At 54.0% G+C, this 15,944-nt stretch carries 13 protein-coding genes; 7 read left to right on the plus strand and 6 right to left on the minus strand.

What is annotated here, in order from left to right; genetic code table 11:
* Nucleotides 1–4 precede the first annotated feature (4 nt).
* Both KIS77_08130 and KIS77_08135 read left to right on the plus strand, forming a co-directional pair.
* Entirely contained in the window at nucleotides 5–961 is a 957-nt protein-coding gene (locus KIS77_08130; protein MCW5922295.1) for an ROK family protein, read from the plus strand.
* Between the two features lie 121 nt (nucleotides 962–1,082).
* Nucleotides 1,083–1,268: a hypothetical protein gene (locus tag KIS77_08135; protein ID MCW5922296.1), complete on the plus strand. Its 186-nt coding sequence runs from the start codon at nucleotides 1,083–1,085 to the stop codon at nucleotides 1,266–1,268.
* Between the two features lie 66 nt (nucleotides 1,269–1,334).
* Here the strand turns inward: KIS77_08135 and KIS77_08140 are convergent, their stop codons facing one another.
* The gene (locus KIS77_08140) at nucleotides 1,335–2,390 is read right to left on the minus strand and encodes a hypothetical protein (GenBank protein MCW5922297.1); all 1,056 of its coding nucleotides are present in this window, start codon (nucleotides 2,388–2,390) and stop codon (nucleotides 1,335–1,337) included.
* 64 nt (nucleotides 2,391–2,454) lie between these two features.
* Nucleotides 2,455–3,345 carry a 4,5-DOPA dioxygenase extradiol gene (gene ygiD, locus KIS77_08145; protein ID MCW5922298.1) on the minus strand — a complete coding sequence of 297 codons (891 nt, stop codon included), beginning with the start codon at nucleotides 3,343–3,345 and terminating at the stop codon, nucleotides 2,455–2,457.
* A gap of 282 nt (nucleotides 3,346–3,627) precedes the next feature.
* Between ygiD and KIS77_08150 the strand changes: the two genes are divergently transcribed.
* Together KIS77_08150 and KIS77_08155 are read left to right on the plus strand one after the other, a co-directional pair.
* On the plus strand, nucleotides 3,628–4,026 hold the full coding sequence (locus KIS77_08150) for a BlaI/MecI/CopY family transcriptional regulator (GenBank protein ID MCW5922299.1): 399 nt from the start codon (nucleotides 3,628–3,630) through the stop codon (nucleotides 4,024–4,026).
* A complete protein-coding gene (locus KIS77_08155; protein ID MCW5922300.1) occupies nucleotides 4,023–5,828 on the plus strand; it encodes a hypothetical protein in 1,806 nt (601 codons plus the stop codon). The genes KIS77_08150 and KIS77_08155 overlap by 4 nt, the downstream gene beginning before the upstream one ends.
* Before the next feature lie 49 nt (nucleotides 5,829–5,877).
* Here KIS77_08155 and KIS77_08160 read toward each other — a convergent pair whose 3' ends face one another.
* From KIS77_08160 to KIS77_08170, 3 genes are all read right to left on the minus strand, one after another.
* Nucleotides 5,878–6,684: a hypothetical protein gene (locus tag KIS77_08160; protein MCW5922301.1), complete on the minus strand. Its 807-nt coding sequence runs from the start codon at nucleotides 6,682–6,684 to the stop codon at nucleotides 5,878–5,880.
* 145 nt (nucleotides 6,685–6,829) lie between these two features.
* Entirely contained in the window at nucleotides 6,830–8,008 is a 1,179-nt protein-coding gene (locus KIS77_08165) for a c-type cytochrome (GenBank protein MCW5922302.1), read from the minus strand.
* Between the two features lie 278 nt (nucleotides 8,009–8,286).
* On the minus strand, nucleotides 8,287–10,308 hold the full coding sequence (locus tag KIS77_08170) for an OmpA family protein (protein ID MCW5922303.1): 2,022 nt from the start codon (nucleotides 10,306–10,308) through the stop codon (nucleotides 8,287–8,289).
* A 244-nt stretch (nucleotides 10,309–10,552) separates the two neighbouring features.
* Here KIS77_08170 and KIS77_08175 point away from each other — a divergent pair, with 244 nt between their 5' ends.
* Together KIS77_08175 and KIS77_08180 are read left to right on the plus strand one after the other, a co-directional pair.
* Complete coding sequence (locus tag KIS77_08175) at nucleotides 10,553–11,689, plus strand: alkaline phosphatase family protein (GenBank protein ID MCW5922304.1); 1,137 nt, start codon at nucleotides 10,553–10,555, stop codon at nucleotides 11,687–11,689.
* Between the two features lie 378 nt (nucleotides 11,690–12,067).
* Nucleotides 12,068–12,451, plus strand: coding sequence for a group III truncated hemoglobin (locus KIS77_08180; GenBank protein MCW5922305.1), 384 nt, complete (start codon nucleotides 12,068–12,070; stop codon nucleotides 12,449–12,451).
* Nucleotides 12,452–12,477: 26 nt separating this feature from the next.
* Here the strand turns inward: KIS77_08180 and KIS77_08185 are convergent, their stop codons facing one another.
* Entirely contained in the window at nucleotides 12,478–13,398 is a 921-nt protein-coding gene (locus KIS77_08185; protein ID MCW5922306.1) for a lytic transglycosylase domain-containing protein, read from the minus strand.
* Between the two features lie 460 nt (nucleotides 13,399–13,858).
* On the opposite strand from KIS77_08185, the gene gyrB reads away from it, so the two are divergent.
* The gene (gene gyrB, locus KIS77_08190; GenBank protein MCW5922307.1) at nucleotides 13,859–15,862 is read left to right on the plus strand and encodes a DNA topoisomerase (ATP-hydrolyzing) subunit B; all 2,004 of its coding nucleotides are present in this window, start codon (nucleotides 13,859–13,861) and stop codon (nucleotides 15,860–15,862) included.
* Nucleotides 15,863–15,944: the final 82 nt, after the last annotated feature.

Raw genomic sequence — 15,944 nt, forward strand, 5'->3', positions numbered from 1 at the left:
AATCATGGCGCAAAAAAACCTCTCCATCGGCGTGGACATCGGCGGTACGCACATCACCTGCGCGGCGGTCGAAATGACGGCGGGCAAATTGCTCGAAAAAACGCTTTCGCGGGTGGCATACGGCCACGAAGACGCGGCGGCGGTCATCCTGCACAGTTGGGCAACTGCGCTGAACGACACCATTTCAAAAGTGGATGCAACGCAGTTGGCGGGCATCGGCTTTGCCATTCCCGGCCCTTTTGACTACCGAAACGGCATTTCAAAAATGAAGCACAAGTTTCCAAACTTGTACGACATCCACATCCCAACGGCGCTGCGGAATCAACTTTCCGAAAGCTTCCAACTTTCGGAAAGTTTGCTTGAAAATCTACCCATGCGCTTCCTGAACGATGCCTCGGCTTTTGCGGTGGGCGAGGCTTGGCTTGGCGAAGGCAAGGGGTTTCAAAAAGTCGTGGTCATCACGCTCGGCACGGGTTTCGGCTCGGCATTCATTGACGGCGGTGCGCCGGTGGTAGTGCGGGCGGATGTGCCGAAGGAAGGCTGCCTGTGGCACTTGCCTTTCAAAAACAACATCGCCGACGACTATTTTGCCACGAAATGGTTCGTCCGTGAGTATGAAAAACAGACTGGGGGAAAAATCGAGGGCGTGAAGGATTTGATGGAAAAAAACGGGACGGACGAGGTGGCTCAAAAACTGTTCGCGCAATTCGGCCACAACCTCGCGGAGTGCCTCGCTCCGTGGCTCAGAAGTTTCGGCGCGGAAGTCCTCGTCATCGGCGGCAACATCGCCCGTGCGCTGCCCTTGTTCGAGGAAGTTTTTAAAAACGACTTGAAAAAAGCGGGTGTTTCGCTTAAAGTCGCGCCGTCCAAACTGTTGGAAAATGCAGCCCTGATTGGCAGCGCACGGCTGCTCGACGACGAGTTTTGGGAAAAGGTGTCGGCGCAGTTGCCGAACATTTGAGATAAAAATTGCTGCAAACGAACACAGCCAACACCGAAAGGTACCGACACCACCGAACTTTCAAAATTATCTTCCTCGATTGGAAGTTTTGTCCTGAATCGCATAAAATGAACTGCATACAATGAAAATCAACAAAGAATGGCACGAACAAAACCCCATGCCGAAAAACGCGACGTTCGAGCAGCGAGTCGCTTGGCATCTGGAGCATTTGAAAAACTGCTCCTGCCGCCGCGAACTGCCCAAAAAATTGGTGGAAGAGATGAAAAAGCGAGGGATTCCGATTCCCACGTTTAGGCTAATATCCTAAGCAACGGTTCCGTGAACATCACCTCTAACCTCACATCGCACTTCGCCCATTCATTCGCCCTCTTGTTCACATCAGCATCCCCTCCACAGGCTGCAAGGGGGCAGGCACATTCGGTTCGTTCAACATCTCTTTCAGGTCAATCTCGATGGTGCGGCTGATACTCGAAATCGGGACATCATTGTAAGTGCCCTCGAATGGGTTTTCGCTGTAATCGCCAATCATCTCCATCAGGATAAACACCCATGTCACGACACCGTTGAACGGGATGGTCATCCAGACGTAGTGAAGGCCAATTTTCTCGAACTCCGCCACCAGCGCAAACGGCAACAGCAACGACATCAACTTGATGAGCAACATGGGTATGGTGGCATACTGGCGCGGGAACGGAAAATTTTTGATGCGCTCGCTCTTGCCCTGCTCATCGTACATCATGCCGACAAGTTTTTGCAGCTCGATGTGTTGGAAGTCGTTGAGCAGACCCTTGCCGTGCAGCTCGCCGATGTCGAGCGTTTGGCGTTTCAGCACCTGCGTCGCCTTGTTGCTGTAGCCCTCCAGCGCCTTTCTTTCCTCTTCTGAAAGCAGTCCCTTCAACACGTCGTCCATCTTCTCGTGGCGCTCCGGTGTTTTCAGGTCGGGAAAGTATTGGTTGAATTGCTCGGCTTCCTTTGTGTGCTCCCATTGGCGCGGGGTGCGCAATTGGTAGCGCAGACAGGTGAGCCAAGCCAGATGCCTCAAAATCAAGCGTCGCCGGATGTCGTGCAATTCGGCATCCGTCTGGTCGGGGGCACTCACAAAGCCAAACACCGCCGCCGCGAACGACCGTGAGTTGTTGACGATGGCTCCCCAGATTTTGCGGGCTTCCCAGAGGCGGTCGTAAGAGGCGTTGTTCTTGAAACCGAGATAAAAAGCCAGCGCCGTGCCGACCAGCAATACTGGCTGCCACGGCACAAAAAAACACTTGGAGCCAAGGGTGAAATAACAAATCAACGCAAGGGTGCCAGTGACCAATCCAAAGAAAAATCCCTTGCGCGACCAATTGATGGTGGTCCAATAACCGTAGTGCCGTTCTATGTACATAATGCAGGCGAGAGAGGGTAGAATGGGGCAAAAATAGGGTTTCAAGGATTCTGAGCAGCATTTTTCGCAAGCCACTTTTCCACCGTTTGCGCCCTGCAAGACGAGCCGCTCACCCCACCTGAAAAGTACGCATACTGATACCCCCGAACGTCACTTCTTCGTAAGCCTGCCGGATTTCCTCTTTTTCGCCTGCGAGGCCGAGGCTATAGAGCATGGGGATGTAGTGGTCGGTGGTCGGCACGGAGAGCTTGCCCGCTTCACCCGCTTGCTCATAGGCCACGAGGCGTTGGAAGTCGCGTTCGACGATTTTTTCCGTCACCCATTGGTCGAATTCGATGGCCCAGTCGTAGGGGCGGGTGTCACCCTCGCGCAGACGGGCCATGCTCATGCGCAGGTTGTGCACGATATTGCCGCTGCCGATGATGAGCACGCCTTTTTCGCGCAAGGCGCTCAGCTCTTTCGCCAAATCAAGGTGATATTGGAGGGGCTGATAGTAGTCAATGCTCAACTGGAACACTGGCACATCGGCTTCGGGGAACAGGTGCATGAGAATTGTCCATGCCCCGTGGTCGAGACCCCAAGTGTCGGTCTCGTGGATGAGGGCGGAGAGTTTGGCGGTTTCTTTTGCCAGTTCGGGTGAGCCGGGCGCGGGATATTGGGCATCGAACAGCGCCTGCGGGAAGCCGCCGAAGTCGTGAATCGTCTCCGGCTTAGGTGCAATGTTCACATGACTGCCGCGCGTGAGCCAATGCGCCGACACGACCAGAATGGCCGCTGGTTTTTTGCCTTCCTGTTTGAATTGTTCGCCGAGCTTTTTGAGACTGCGCGTGAAAGCGTTGTCCTCCAAAGCGTTCATCGGGCTGCCGTGCCCGACGAATAGTACAGGCATCTTTTCGGTGTGGGGCAGGGTTTCGGTCATTTTGGGAAAATCCTGAAGTTTCATTTTGCAGGCAAATAGCGGCAACAAGGCCAGTGATTGAAGAAATTCTTTTCTGTGCATGGCGACGAAGGTTGAAATACCGATGTCGCAAATTTAGGGATTAAAACACTCAATTTGCAAAAGAGTTTTTTTATGCGGCATTGGGCGTGTTTTTGGCTATGTCAAAGCATGAAGCCTTTCAGTTCCTTAAAACATTCGTTATGTGGCTGTTAGCGAGATAAGGAGATATGGTGAATGTTAAATTTTCACACCCCTACGACATTTGTCGTAAAACAATTTGCACTTACGACAAATGTCGTATACCTTTGCCGCATGGTCGGCACACAAACCGACCACCTCACCATGCAAAAAAAATCAGCAGACCAACCTTATCAGCCCAGCGAGGCCGAACTCGAAATCCTCAACTTCGTCTGGAAACTTGAACCGGTCGCCGTGCGCACACTCCACGAACGCATCACGGCGACCAGGGATGTCGGCTACACCACTGTGCTCAAACAGGTGCAGCGCCTCGTCGAAAAAGGGGTGCTCGAAAAAGAAGTGTCAGCAGATGGCACCCACCTCTATCGCGCCGTGGTGCGGGAGCAAGCGGTGAAACAGTTGCTCGTGGACAAAATGCTCCATGCCGCGTTTGGCGGCTCGGCGCTACAGATGATGATGCACGCGCTTGGCACCCAGAAGGCTTCGCCCGAAGAATTGCAGGAACTCAAAAGCTGGCTTGACCAACAAATTGCAAAGCCATGACACCATTCGATTCATGCTCCATCGTCGCGCAGGCGCTTGGCCTCGCCCTTGCCAACTCTCTTTGGCAAATCACTTTGCTGTGGCTGCTCTTCAAAGCCCTGACTTGGCGTTTGCAACGGCACAACGACACGGTTTACCTATTGGCATTGTGCGCTATGCTGGGAGCGTTGGCATGGGCCGCCGCGACGTTCTCCACAGAATACGGACGGCTGCGCGAGGCGGCTGTGGCCGCCGTTTTTGAAGAGCGCCTTTTGCCGTCGGCGAGCTCCGAAGCAGGCGAATTGCTCGCGCAGCCTGTTGCCAAGCAAGCCTCCTCGACGCATTGGCTCGCCACTGGGCTGCGTTGGTTAGAGCGTCACGCGGCACCTATCGGCTGGGTTTGGTTGTTGTGCGCATCTCTTTTGTGGTTGCGCTTGTTGGGCGGTTGGTTGTTGCTGCAACGCTTGAGGCGACACGATGCCATGCCTCCTGACGCGCATTTTCAAAACATCTGCGCAACGTGGGCGCGTCATTTGGGCATCGGTCGTTCTGTGCAATTGTTGGAGTCGGCGCGTGTGGCGGAACCGCTCACGCTCGGATTTTGGAAACCTGTCATTTTGTTTCCAGTCGGGATGTTTGCTCGACTTTCCCCCGCGCAGGCGGAGGCGCTTTTGCTCCACGAACTCGCCCACATTCGCCGCCACGACTATGTGGTCAATTTGCTCCAACTCATGTTGGAGGCCTGCTTTTTTTATCACCCCATGTTTTGGCTGCTTTCAGGGGAAGCGCGTGCTCGCCGCGAGTTTTGCTGCGACGGCGTGGTGCTACGCCACACTTCCAACCCGCTCGTCTATGCCCAAACCTTGGCAGACCTGCAACACACCCTCGTCCACTCTCTCAACAATTTTGCTATGAAATCTACCGGAAGAAGTCATTTTGCCGAACGAATCCTGCGCATTGTGGGTATCACGCCACGGCGTTCCGCGCCCTCCGCATGGTGGTTTCTCACGTCGTTGCCCTTGTTTGCTTTTCTAACGGTGTGGTGGCCTGCGGAGCGGGTGGAAGCTTCCTCCGCGCCACTCGCTCACACTTTGGTTGAGCCGTTTAGGGCTGCTCCTCGCCCCAGTGTGCCATTGCGAAACGAGGACGTTCCTGCCCGACCTGTCTCGGCTGTCGCGCAAAGCCTGACGGCCCTTGCCGACACGGTGCCGCCAAGCGGGCCATCCGTAGTGGTCGCGGCGGCTCCCTTGAAGTTGAATGTGTTTTATATCGGGGTGGATAACCCCTTGCGCATCGCCGCGTCGGGCGTGCCCGCCGATGAGTTGGTGCCTCGATTGGTGGGGGCAGGCTCCATATCGGGCAGCCATGGTGACTATGTGGTGCGAGTGACCGATCTGGGAGAAGTAGTGGTGCAAGTATATCGAAAACAAGGCGAGCAAGAGACCCTGCTCAGCGAGGAAACATACCGAGCGAAGCGCATCCCCGACCCGACACCAAAGTTGGGCGGGCAATATACCAGCCGAAACATTTCACTCAGCAACTTGAAAGAAATGGGTGGCGTGGAAGTGGTGCTGGAAAACTTTCTGTTCGACGCGACCTGCGAAGTGGAGGGCTACGAACTGACGGTTTTGAGCAAAAATAGCGACCCCGTTATGAGGGTAGTCAAAGGTGGCCAATTCTCCGACGAGGTCATGAAAATGTTTAACCTTCTAGAGACAGACGGCGGTGCAGTGTTTATTGACGACATTCGCATCAAATGCCCGGGCGATGCAAAACCGCGCAATGCGGGTGGGCTGGTTTTCAAGATTGGTGCGGCGGAATGAAGGCTCTGCCCCACCCTCCGAAACTCCGCCAGCGATTTGCAGCGGGTTATCATTTCGATTTGCTTGGCACGCGCCGCACCAATCCGAAATCATAGGTCAGGGTCAGGTTCATGTTGAATCGGGAAAAATTGAGGCCGGGCACATCGGGGAAAACGGAGGCAAGTTGAATTGCCAGCACACAAGGCGCTATTACGATGCCCCCGGTAAGACCCAGTTCTGGCAAGAAAAACGGGGCATCTGCCTCGATTTTGCGAATGGCATTCAATTCGTTCACGTCAATATCGAACGACGACTCGCCCTTGGGGTAGGAAAGACGCGACAAACGCAATGCGAGGCCGCAGCGAAACATTTGGTCTTCATACATCAGACCCGGCTGCACGAAATAGCGACGGATGGTGAATTGCGAGAAATTGCCCCCCCCGTAGTGGCTGAAAAGGTTGCCCTGCCCTACCCCGGCGAAAATACTGCCGGCACCGCGCTCAAATGATTGATATGCCCCCAAGCCCAATTCCAAGAACCGTATCACCGTCCCCACATCCTCTTTCCGACGCACCTCGCCTGTCATTGTGGTCAGGGCGTTGACCATGAGCGCCCAATGTTGCTTAGGGCTGTAAACCCCCACTGCCTCCATTGCAAAATAATTGCTGCCCCACGACATCCCTATGCCAGCGTCGCCGTCGCCTTTTTGTCCCAAAACTGGGATATGTACGCTGTTGGGAGCATAGTAGAAATGCTGAGCGCAAGCGTGTTGGCCAGCATAGAAGACAAAGGCAAACAGAAGCAGGGCAAGTCGCAGCATGGTGTAGCACAGGATTTTGGTGGGGATGGATGACAAAGAGCGCTTCTCACGATTCATTGAGCATTGCTGATTGAAAATTGAACATTGCACGTTACTGACAATCATTTCTGAATTTGAAATTCAAAACTTGAATGCTCAATGAGCAATGTCCAATTTTCAATGAACAAATGACGATATGACTACTTCTTCGAGGCGGCAGGCATTACCGTTTGAACGGGTTGGCAAACCGCTGGTCTTTGCGAGCTTGGTCGTCGGTGAGAGTGTGCAAGAAGGCGATAAGCGCCTGTTTGTCCTCGTTGGAATAGTTGAAGCGTCTGGGCTGCCCGTTGCTTTTCAGGTTGCTGTGCAGGTTCGGGTGCGCCTGAATACCGGTGCTGTAAAAGTCCACGACTTCTTCCAAAGTCTGGAAGCGGCCATCGTGCATATAGGGTGCCGAGAGTGCGATGTTGCGCAGCGTAGGCACTTTGAAGGTGCCTTCGTCGGCAGGAATGTTGGTCACGGGCCCCACGCCTCGGTCGTCGGGGTGCGTCACTGCGTCGAGGCCGTTGCTGGCGTTAAAGAGCATGGGGCGACCCATGATGGGGCTGTGGCAAGAGGCGCAATTGGCTTGGTAAATTTGCAAGCCGCGATTTTGTTGGACATTGAAGCCTGCGAAGTTTGCGTAAGAAGTGGCGCCAAAGCCTGTTACTTTCGCTGCCTCCGCGTCGAATTTGCTTTGATAGGAACCCATCGCGTTCACGAAGTTGGAAATGGATTCTTTCACGCGGTTGGCAGTCACGAAATCATCGCCGTAGGCTTTTTTGAACAGCGGCGCGTAGTAGGGCTGCGATTGCACCGCGGATACCACTTCGTCCATGTGCATGTTCATCTCTCTGGGGTTGGTGAGCGATGCTTGGCTTTGTTCGGCTGCGGTCTCGGCGCGGTTGTCCCAGAAGAACCGGATGGCCTGCGAGCCGTTGAGGTCGGTGCCATAGTAGGCGGAGAAGTTGGAGACCGAGGTCAGTGCGATGGAGTTGCGCTCGGTGGAGCGGTCGAAAACGCCCCGGCTGAAGGCCACGTCGTCGCCGAAGCCAAGTTCTTGCTTGTGGCAGCTCGCGCAGGACACGGTTCCATCCTTTGAAAGTGATTTGTCATAGAACAACACACGGCCCAACACCGCTTTGTCGCGCTCCACTGGGCGCGGGAATAGCCCCGCGTTGCGCAGGTGAGTAGGGAAATTGGCCGTGTAGTCGTCTGGGAGGTCAGGCAAGCTAAGGTATTGCTGTAGCAATGCGTAATCTTCCGGGTCATAGTAGTAGAAGTCGAAATCAGCTTTTTTGTTGCACGCTGCCGCCAGCATCAAAGCGCCGAAAAAAGCAAGAGCAGTTCTGATTTTTTTCATGGCTCCAAGTCTTTTTGTGATGGGTGAAAGTATGAAGTGTTTTTCGTCTCATTCGGCAGCGGGGCAATCAGTAGAACAAATGTAATGGCTTTCGCGCTGTCTGGTTTAGCGTTTTTTGTCAAAAACAAAATTCTTTTTCTTGAGTGTGGCGAGGGAAAGACCTCCGAAAGTTAGAGCGTGCCCCAAGTGATGCGCTTCGGTCGCCGCCTACTTTACTAAAAATTTAACAATGGTTAAGACGCATCTGCGGTTTCAATGGTTGGTTTTAACTAAAAAACTTACTCAAGGATTTTGAAGGTGGTGCGGCGGTTGGCCTGATGCTCGGCCTCGGTGCAGCGCGAACACGGGCAGTTGACGGCGGGTTGGCGCTCGCCATAGCCCAAAGCAGACAGGCGGTCGGCCTCGATGCCGCGCGTTATCAGGTAGTTGACGGCGCTTTGGGCGCGTCGCTGGGAGAGGCTCTCGTTGTAGTTGTCGTTGCCCCGGCAGTCGGTATGGCTACCCATTTGGATACGAATGGCGGGGTTTTGTTTGAGCACTTCGGCCAATCGGTTGAGCGTTGGCTCGGCATCGGGGCGGATGTCCCACTTGTCGTAATCGTAGTAGATGTTTTCGAGCACGATTTCGCGGTCGCGGAATATCTTGTCGAGCACGATTTCGATTTCAAAGGTCTGCACAGGGTTTGCGGGGTCTTTGGCGATGCCCCGTGTGGAGAATTTCGCGCTGTTGGAGAGGTAGCCGCTCATCGAAGCGACGAAATTGTAGTCCATGTTTTCTTCCAGTTCCATGCTGAAATAGCCGTCGTCTTTTACTGTGAAGGGTTGTTTTTTGTTGCCAAAAGCAGCTTGTACCGCAGCGCCGGCGAGTGGTTTCCTACCCAATATCTTGCTATTCGGGTCGGCGGGATTGGAGAAGATTTTTTCCAGCACATATCCTTCGAGCACGAGTTTGTGCGCTACTGTCTGGGCAGGTGTGGTATCGAGTTTGGGCGGGGCGGGCGGTGGCACACGCTGTTCGAAGCGGTATATGTCGTCGCCCCGGCTGCCGGGGCGATTGCTGGTGAAAAAGCCTGACTTGATGAGGTCGCCGGGGTTGTTGGGCTTGGAGCCATTGTTGGCGGTGGCGCGGCGGTCTATGATGAACCCAAAATCATCCGCGCCACTGTTGATGGGCGACTTGAGGTTGATAGGGGGTGCCCATGCGTTGCGCTCGGATTTGTAGGTGCGGAAAATATCGAAACCGCCCATGCCCGGCAATCCATCGGAAGCAAAGTAGAGGGTATCGGCATCGAGGGTTGGGAAGGCTTCGTTGCCCGGCGTGTTGATGTTCCGGCTGAGCAGCTTGGGGTCGTCCCAGCCACTTTCGGTGCGGGTGTTGCGCTGCACGGCATAGAGGTCGTAGCCGCCCCAGCCTTCGGGGTCGTTGCAGGAGAAGTAGAGCGTGTTGCCGTCGGCACTCAGGGCGGGGTGCAGGTAGTTGATTTTTTCTCTTTGAAAAGGCAGTGGTTTCGGCTCGCTCCATGTGCCATCGGCCACATATTTTTCGGAAACGTAGATTTTGCAAAAGGCATCGTCGCCTTTGTAGGCTCCTCTGGCACGCACGAAAAAAATCTCTGTGCCGAGGCTGTTGAAAGAGGGCGTGCCTTCGTTGTCGTTGGAGTTGAGAAAGTTGTCGAACACTTGGGCGCTGGCTCCGTCTGGCTCCACGATGAAGATGTCCATGAATTTGTGTCCCGTCCATGCGTAGGAGCCTTCGCTTTTGCTCATGGCGCGGTCGCTGGTGAACACGAGCCGCCCATCGCGGTAGAACACGGGGGCAAAGTCGTTTTGCGGGCTGTTGAAGGCTGCCGGCTCTGTTTTCCACCCGTTGCTGGGGGCTTCTTTGAGCCATCCCTCCGACACGGTGCAGGCGGTTATTTCTTTTCGATATTCGTAGGGCGAGCCAATTTCGATGCCGAGGTTTTTGAAAGCCTCGCGGGCTTCCGCGTATCGCTCCAATTTTTTCAGGGTGTAGGCATAGCCTTGCAGGGCATCCGCGCCGTAGTTGTTGTCGTAGGCGGTTCTGTACCACTGGAGCGATTTTTCGTCTTGCCCGGTCTGCCGCAGCGATTCGGCGAGTTGGAAAGCGATTTTGCCTTTTTCGGTGCGTGTTTTGGCTTTTTCAAATTCCTTTTGCAGCAACGGTATGGCGACGGCGTATTGCTTGCGGTCGAAGGCGGTGGGGCCGTCTTTTATCTTGATGGTATAATTGCAAGCAGCAAACAACAAGAGTAGCAGTATGGATGGCAGTTTTGTGTTCATGCCCTGTTTTTTTGTTTTGGTAAATATAGTGGCGCAAATGTGGCATTTGCAGTTGTATTGCGATTTGTTTTTGAAACCTGGCGACATTTTGCGCGTCAGAAGCGAGCATTTCGCCCCGTATTTGGACAGCAACGCGGCGCGGATTTTCGGCTCTCGTGCCCAATGTCTGTACGATTTTCGTAATAGCGGCGTTTGAAACGAACTTCCTTTCTTTCAATCCTCTAAAATTTCTTTTTCCCAACTTATGAGAAAAGCACGTTTGCTGGTCATGTTCTTAGCAGGGGCCGTTTTTGCCTGCCCGGTGTTTTCACAACAAGACAAACCCGGACAACACCCTAAAAATGATGTGTTGCAAGAAAAAACAGGCAAAGTCATCCCCGACATCGCGGAAGATATCGAAGTGCTTGACAGAGAGGCGTACTCGCCCCGACCGCTCGATACCATGCAAGGCTTGGCCACCATCGCTTTCGGCTCCTGCAACAAGATACACATGCCTCAGCTTTGGACCGAAATAAACGCCAACAATCCCAATCTGTGGATTTGGCTCGGCGACATCATCTACGCTGACACCACCGACACGAAGGCACTTGCTGCGCACTACAAACGCCTAAAAACCAACCCCGAATACAAAAAACTTCGCTCCAAAGCGCAAATTATCGGCATCTACGACGACCACGACTACGGGCTAAACGACGGCGGAAAAGACCACCCAACCAAAAAGGGCGCTAAAAAATGTCTCATGGATTTTCTCGATGTTCCGATGAACAGTCCGGTGCGCAAACGCGAGGGTGCCTACACGTCGTACACTTTTGGCAAGGGCGAGCAACGCATCAAAATTATCATGCTGGACACGCGCTATTTCCGCGACGCGCTCGAGCCTGACCCGGAAAAGAAAAGGCGCTACGTCCCAAACTTGGAAGGCACTATCTTGGGAGAGGAGCAGTGGAAATGGCTTGAAAACGAACTCCGCACCACTAAAGCCAACCTCAATTTCCTCTGTTCCAGCGTGCAAGTGCTTTCTGACGAGCACCCTCACGAAAAATGGGGCAACTTCCCCAACGAACGCAAACGCTTGCTCAACCTCATCGCCCAAACCAAGCCAAAAAATTTGATGATTCTTTCCGGCGACCGCCACATGGCCGAAATCTCGAAAATGGAAATCCAAGGATTGCCCTATCCGCTTTATGACTTCACCTCAAGCGGCCTCACCCATATTCGCAGCGGCACCAGCGAAGCCAATCGCTATCGGGTGGGCGACATGATTTTGAAGCGCAATTTTGGCATCCTGAAAATTTATTGGGTGAACGACAAACCCGTCGTCACCATGCAAATACGCGGCCCTCAGAACGAATTGTTTCAGGAAATGGTGGTGAAGTATTGAGTTTGGGGGGGGGGTGAAGGCTTGGCCGGCCAAGCGGAACGGACGGGGTTTGGGGGTATGTGCTTGGCGGCCCACCCTACTGGACAGAGAGACTTTGAGACTGCTTAGAAAAGCGTGTCAAACCTTCCTGTATGTTTTTTTACACGGCGAACGCTGCACTCAAAGGAGTATAAATTAGTGAAAACCCAAACTCTGTGCCCCCGTGTCTCTGTGTTTTCTCATCGCCCCAATTGGGGCGACACAGTTTTGTGGGCACCCTCTATCCGTCCGCACTACGGGGAAAAATCGCGGTGTACTCGCACTTATAGCGCACGGATGTTTACAGCATGACAAACACAATGAGCCCCCTTCAAACCCTCAAACCTTCAAACCCAAGGAATGGATATTTCCTCGCCTGCCGATATCAAGACACTCATTGATGCCTTCTACGCCAAGGTGCAAGCCGACGATGTGTTGGGGCATATTTTCAACGAGGTGGCACAGGTGAATTGGCCACACCACTTGCCCATCATGTATGCCTTCTGGGAATTTCTGCTGCTGGGCAATGCCGATGCTTATCGCGGCAACCCGATTCAAAAGCATGTTGATTTGCACCAAAAGCATCCGCTAAAAGCCGAACACTTCGACCGTTGGTTGTCGCTCTTTCAGGCCACGGTGGACGAACATTTCACTGGTCCAGTGGCCGACGATGCCAAATTCCGCGCTTGGGCAATAGCCGAGACTTGGAAACCCAAATTCGACGGGCCGTTCGCCGCATATTAGCAGGGCGAAGCCGCACCCGCCAAGCACTACTTCGGCAGTCGAATCTTGTAGGTCTTGCCAGTCTTGTTGGTGAGTTTGCTATCCACCAGCCACGGATTGTAGAGTTTGAGCATCCGGTAACTGGTTCCGTTCTGGCGGGCGAAATCGCCCCAGTTGGCCACAGCGCCGCTGACCTCCACGACGCGGGCTTCGGAGAGTGGTGGATAGAGGTGGTCGTCTTCGATGACGTATTCGTATTGTGCGGGGTTCGACATCACCTCTTTGATGGCCACGATGCGGAAGGGGTAGCGCATCGTCTCGTCGGCAGCAAGGTTGAGGTCGAAGAATGATTTGGCGCGTTGTTTTTCCATTTCCTCGGCGATGCGCCCAGGGCCGCCGTTGTAAGCGGCGGCGGCAAGCACCCATGAGCCAAGACGCTCCTTTTCTCTTTTCAGGTATTTGCACGCAGCGCGGGTGGCTTTTTCCAGATGATACCGCTCGTCCACCTCGCTGTTTACCTCCAAGCCGTAGCCGTCGGCGGCACTTTTCATGAATTGCCACACCCCCCGCGCGCCGGCTGGCGACACGGCGTTGGAAAGGGCGCTTTCTGCCACTGCCAGATACTTCAAGTCGTTCGGCACACCCTCTTCCTTCAATATCGGCTCTATCACGGGAAAAAGCGCGTTGGCTCTTTTGATGGCCAATATGGTCTGCGAATGAAAATAGACATTGCGCAACAACTCGGCATCGAGGCGCTGGCGCACATCCCAGTTGTCCATCGGGAATTTTTCCCCACAAAAGCTAAAGTCTTTGTCGAGGTTGATGGAACGTACCGTTTGCGGAGGGTACGCGGGGCGACTGTTCTTGTCGTCGTCGCCTTTGAAAGAAGAAACGAAAAGGAGCGCCAAACCGCCCATCATGCAGAGGTTGGCAACCAAGAGCATACGTACATTTTTTGTCAGGTTCATAGCGCGGGAGTTTTTGAAAAACGACGTGCAAAGTTAACGAAAAAGCGGTGCGGGAAGTACGCCCAGCTGCCTTCGCATTTTTGTCGCACCTGCCCGCAGGTGGTTTGATTGTCTTGAACCGACCATTGATGCAAATGATAGCGACAATGCGGCGATTCGATTTTTGACACAAAGGCGCAAAGATGGCTCGCAAGACTTTCCGAGTTTTCAAAACATCCGCCGCCTGTGGGATTTCTGCCGTGAACGGGTCTTATGACCCCACATGGCAGTGGGTGGTTTGGCACGGCAATGTTGCGGAGTATCGTTTGCGAGGTCACAAGACCCGCGCATGGCAAAAGCCTCGAAGAAGGGGCTGGATTTCCTTCTTTAAGCGAGTATTAAATCGTATCTTTGCACACTTTTTTGAAGGATTGAAAATGCGGTGCCACACGCCGCGCCCATGCACAAGGAAATAGCTAAGATGAAAGAAGAAAAAGACGAAAAAAACCTCGACCCACAAGATTACCAGGCTGAAAACCTCCCCAACAACAATGAGTATGGGGCTGATAGCATCACCGCGCTCGAAGGGCTGGAGGCTGTGCGCAAGCGCCCCGGCATGTATATTGGCAGCACCGACACCAAAGGCCTGCACCACCTTGTGTGGGAAGTGGTGGACAACTCCATTGACGAACACCTTGCTGGACACTGCACTTATGTGGAGGTCACCATCCATGCCAACAACAGCATCACCGTCAAAGACGACGGGCGCGGCATCCCCACCGGCATGCACCCCAAACTCAAAAAATCCGCCCTTGAGGTGGTAATGACCGTGTTGCACGCAGGCGGCAAATTTGACAAAGACTCCTACAAGGTGTCGGGTGGCCTCCACGGGGTGGGTGTTTCCTGCGTCAACGCGCTCTCCATCCACCTCCGCGCCGAGGTACACCGCGAGGGCAAAAAGTTCGAGCAGGAATACAAACAAGGCAAACCGCTCTACGATGTGCGCGAAATCGGCACCACCGACGACCGCGGCACTATCATCACTTTCTTGCCCGACCCGGAAATTTTCGAGACGGACGAGTACAAATTCGACGTGCTGGCACATCGTCTGCGCGAACTGGCCTTCCTCAACAGGGGGCTTACCCTCCGTCTTACCGACGAGCGCGAACCAGAGAATGGCAGCTTCAAACAAGAGGAATTCTACTCCGAGGGGGGCCTTCAAGAATTCGTGCTTTGGCTCGACGAAGCCAAACAAAAACTCATTGACAAACCCATCCATATCACAGCCAAAGAAGAAGGAGTAGAGGTAGAAGTAGCGATGAGCTACAACACTTCCTATTCCGAGAATGTCATTTCGTTCGTCAACAACATCTCGACCCGCGACGGCGGCACACACGTCAGCGGTTTCCGCAGGGCGCTCACCCGCGAATTCAAAAAATATGGTGAAGACGGCGGTTTTTTCAAAAAACTCAACTTTTCCATCTCGGGCGAAGACTTCATGGAGGGCCTCACCGCCATCGTGTCGGTAAAAGTGCCAGAGCCGCAGTTCAAGGGCCAAACAAAAGGCGAACTGGGCAACTCCGAAGTGCTCGGCATCGTGAGCCGCTGCGTGGGCGATGCCCTCAAAGTATTTTTGGAGGAAAACCCCAACCAATCAAAACGCATCATCGAGAAAGTGGTGCTGGCCGCCACCGCCCGCAACGCCGCCCGCAAAGCCCGTGAGATGGTGCAGCGCAAAGGCGCTTTTTCGGGCGGAGGATTACCCGGCAAATTGGCCGACTGCGCAAGCCGCAATCCTGAGGACAGCGAAATCTTCCTCGTGGAGGGCGACTCCGCCGGCGGCACCGCCAAGCAAGGCCGCGACCGCAACACGCAAGCCATCCTGCCCCTGCGCGGCAAAATCCTCAACGTGGAAAAGGCATTGGAACACAAAATCTACGAGAACGAGGAAATCAAAAACATCTTCACCGCCCTCGGCGTGTCAGTCGGTGAAAACGAGGAAGGCCACCGCGTGCTCGTGACCGACAAACTGCGCTACCACAAAATCGTCATCATGTGCGATGCCGACGTGGATGGCTCGCACATCACCACGCTCATCCTGACCTTCTTTTTCCGCTACATGCGCGAGCTGATTGAAAAAGGTCACGTCTATATCGCCCAACCACCACTTTATTTGGTGAAAAAAGGCAAAAACCAGCGTTATGCTTGGAACGACAAACAACGCAAAGAAGCCCAACTCGAATTCTCAGGTGGCCGCGAAGACGACGACTCCGTGAAAGTGCAACGCTACAAAGGCTTGGGTGAAATGAACGCCGAGCAGCTCTGGGAAACCACCATGGACCCCGTCAATCGCATCCTCAAACAAGCGACCATTGACGATGCCGCCGAAGCCGACCGTATGTTCTCCATGCTCATGGGCGACGAAGTGCCGCCGCGCCGCGCCTTCATCGAGGCGAACGCGAAATATGCGCGGATTGATGCGTGAATCGTTTTTTCCCTAAAAATCGAGCGGGCTGCGCGACATCGAACGTCGCGCAGCCCGCTTTTTTTAAACGTAGCTTGGAACA

This window comes from Saprospiraceae bacterium (genome assembly GCA_026129545.1).
In the GTDB taxonomy this organism is placed as follows: domain Bacteria; phylum Bacteroidota; class Bacteroidia; order Chitinophagales; family Saprospiraceae; genus M3007.

Coding starts and splice junctions, on each gene's coding strand:
- KIS77_08130 (MCW5922295.1), top strand. CDS start 5: ATGGCGCAAAAAAACCTCTCCATCGGCGTGGACATCGGCGGTACGCAC.
- KIS77_08135 (MCW5922296.1), top strand. CDS start 1,083: ATGAAAATCAACAAAGAATGGCACGAACAAAACCCCATGCCGAAAAAC.
- ygiD (MCW5922298.1), bottom strand. CDS start 3,345: ATGCACAGAAAAGAATTTCTTCAATCACTGGCCTTGTTGCCGCTATTT.
- KIS77_08150 (MCW5922299.1), top strand. CDS start 3,628: ATGCAAAAAAAATCAGCAGACCAACCTTATCAGCCCAGCGAGGCCGAA.
- KIS77_08155 (MCW5922300.1), top strand. CDS start 4,023: ATGACACCATTCGATTCATGCTCCATCGTCGCGCAGGCGCTTGGCCTC.
- KIS77_08160 (MCW5922301.1), bottom strand. CDS start 6,684: ATGAATCGTGAGAAGCGCTCTTTGTCATCCATCCCCACCAAAATCCTG.
- KIS77_08165 (MCW5922302.1), bottom strand. CDS start 8,008: ATGAAAAAAATCAGAACTGCTCTTGCTTTTTTCGGCGCTTTGATGCTG.
- KIS77_08170 (MCW5922303.1), bottom strand. CDS start 10,308: ATGAACACAAAACTGCCATCCATACTGCTACTCTTGTTGTTTGCTGCT.
- KIS77_08175 (MCW5922304.1), top strand. CDS start 10,553: ATGAGAAAAGCACGTTTGCTGGTCATGTTCTTAGCAGGGGCCGTTTTT.
- KIS77_08180 (MCW5922305.1), top strand. CDS start 12,068: ATGGATATTTCCTCGCCTGCCGATATCAAGACACTCATTGATGCCTTC.
- KIS77_08185 (MCW5922306.1), bottom strand. CDS start 13,398: ATGAACCTGACAAAAAATGTACGTATGCTCTTGGTTGCCAACCTCTGC.
- gyrB (MCW5922307.1), top strand. CDS start 13,859: ATGAAAGAAGAAAAAGACGAAAAAAACCTCGACCCACAAGATTACCAG.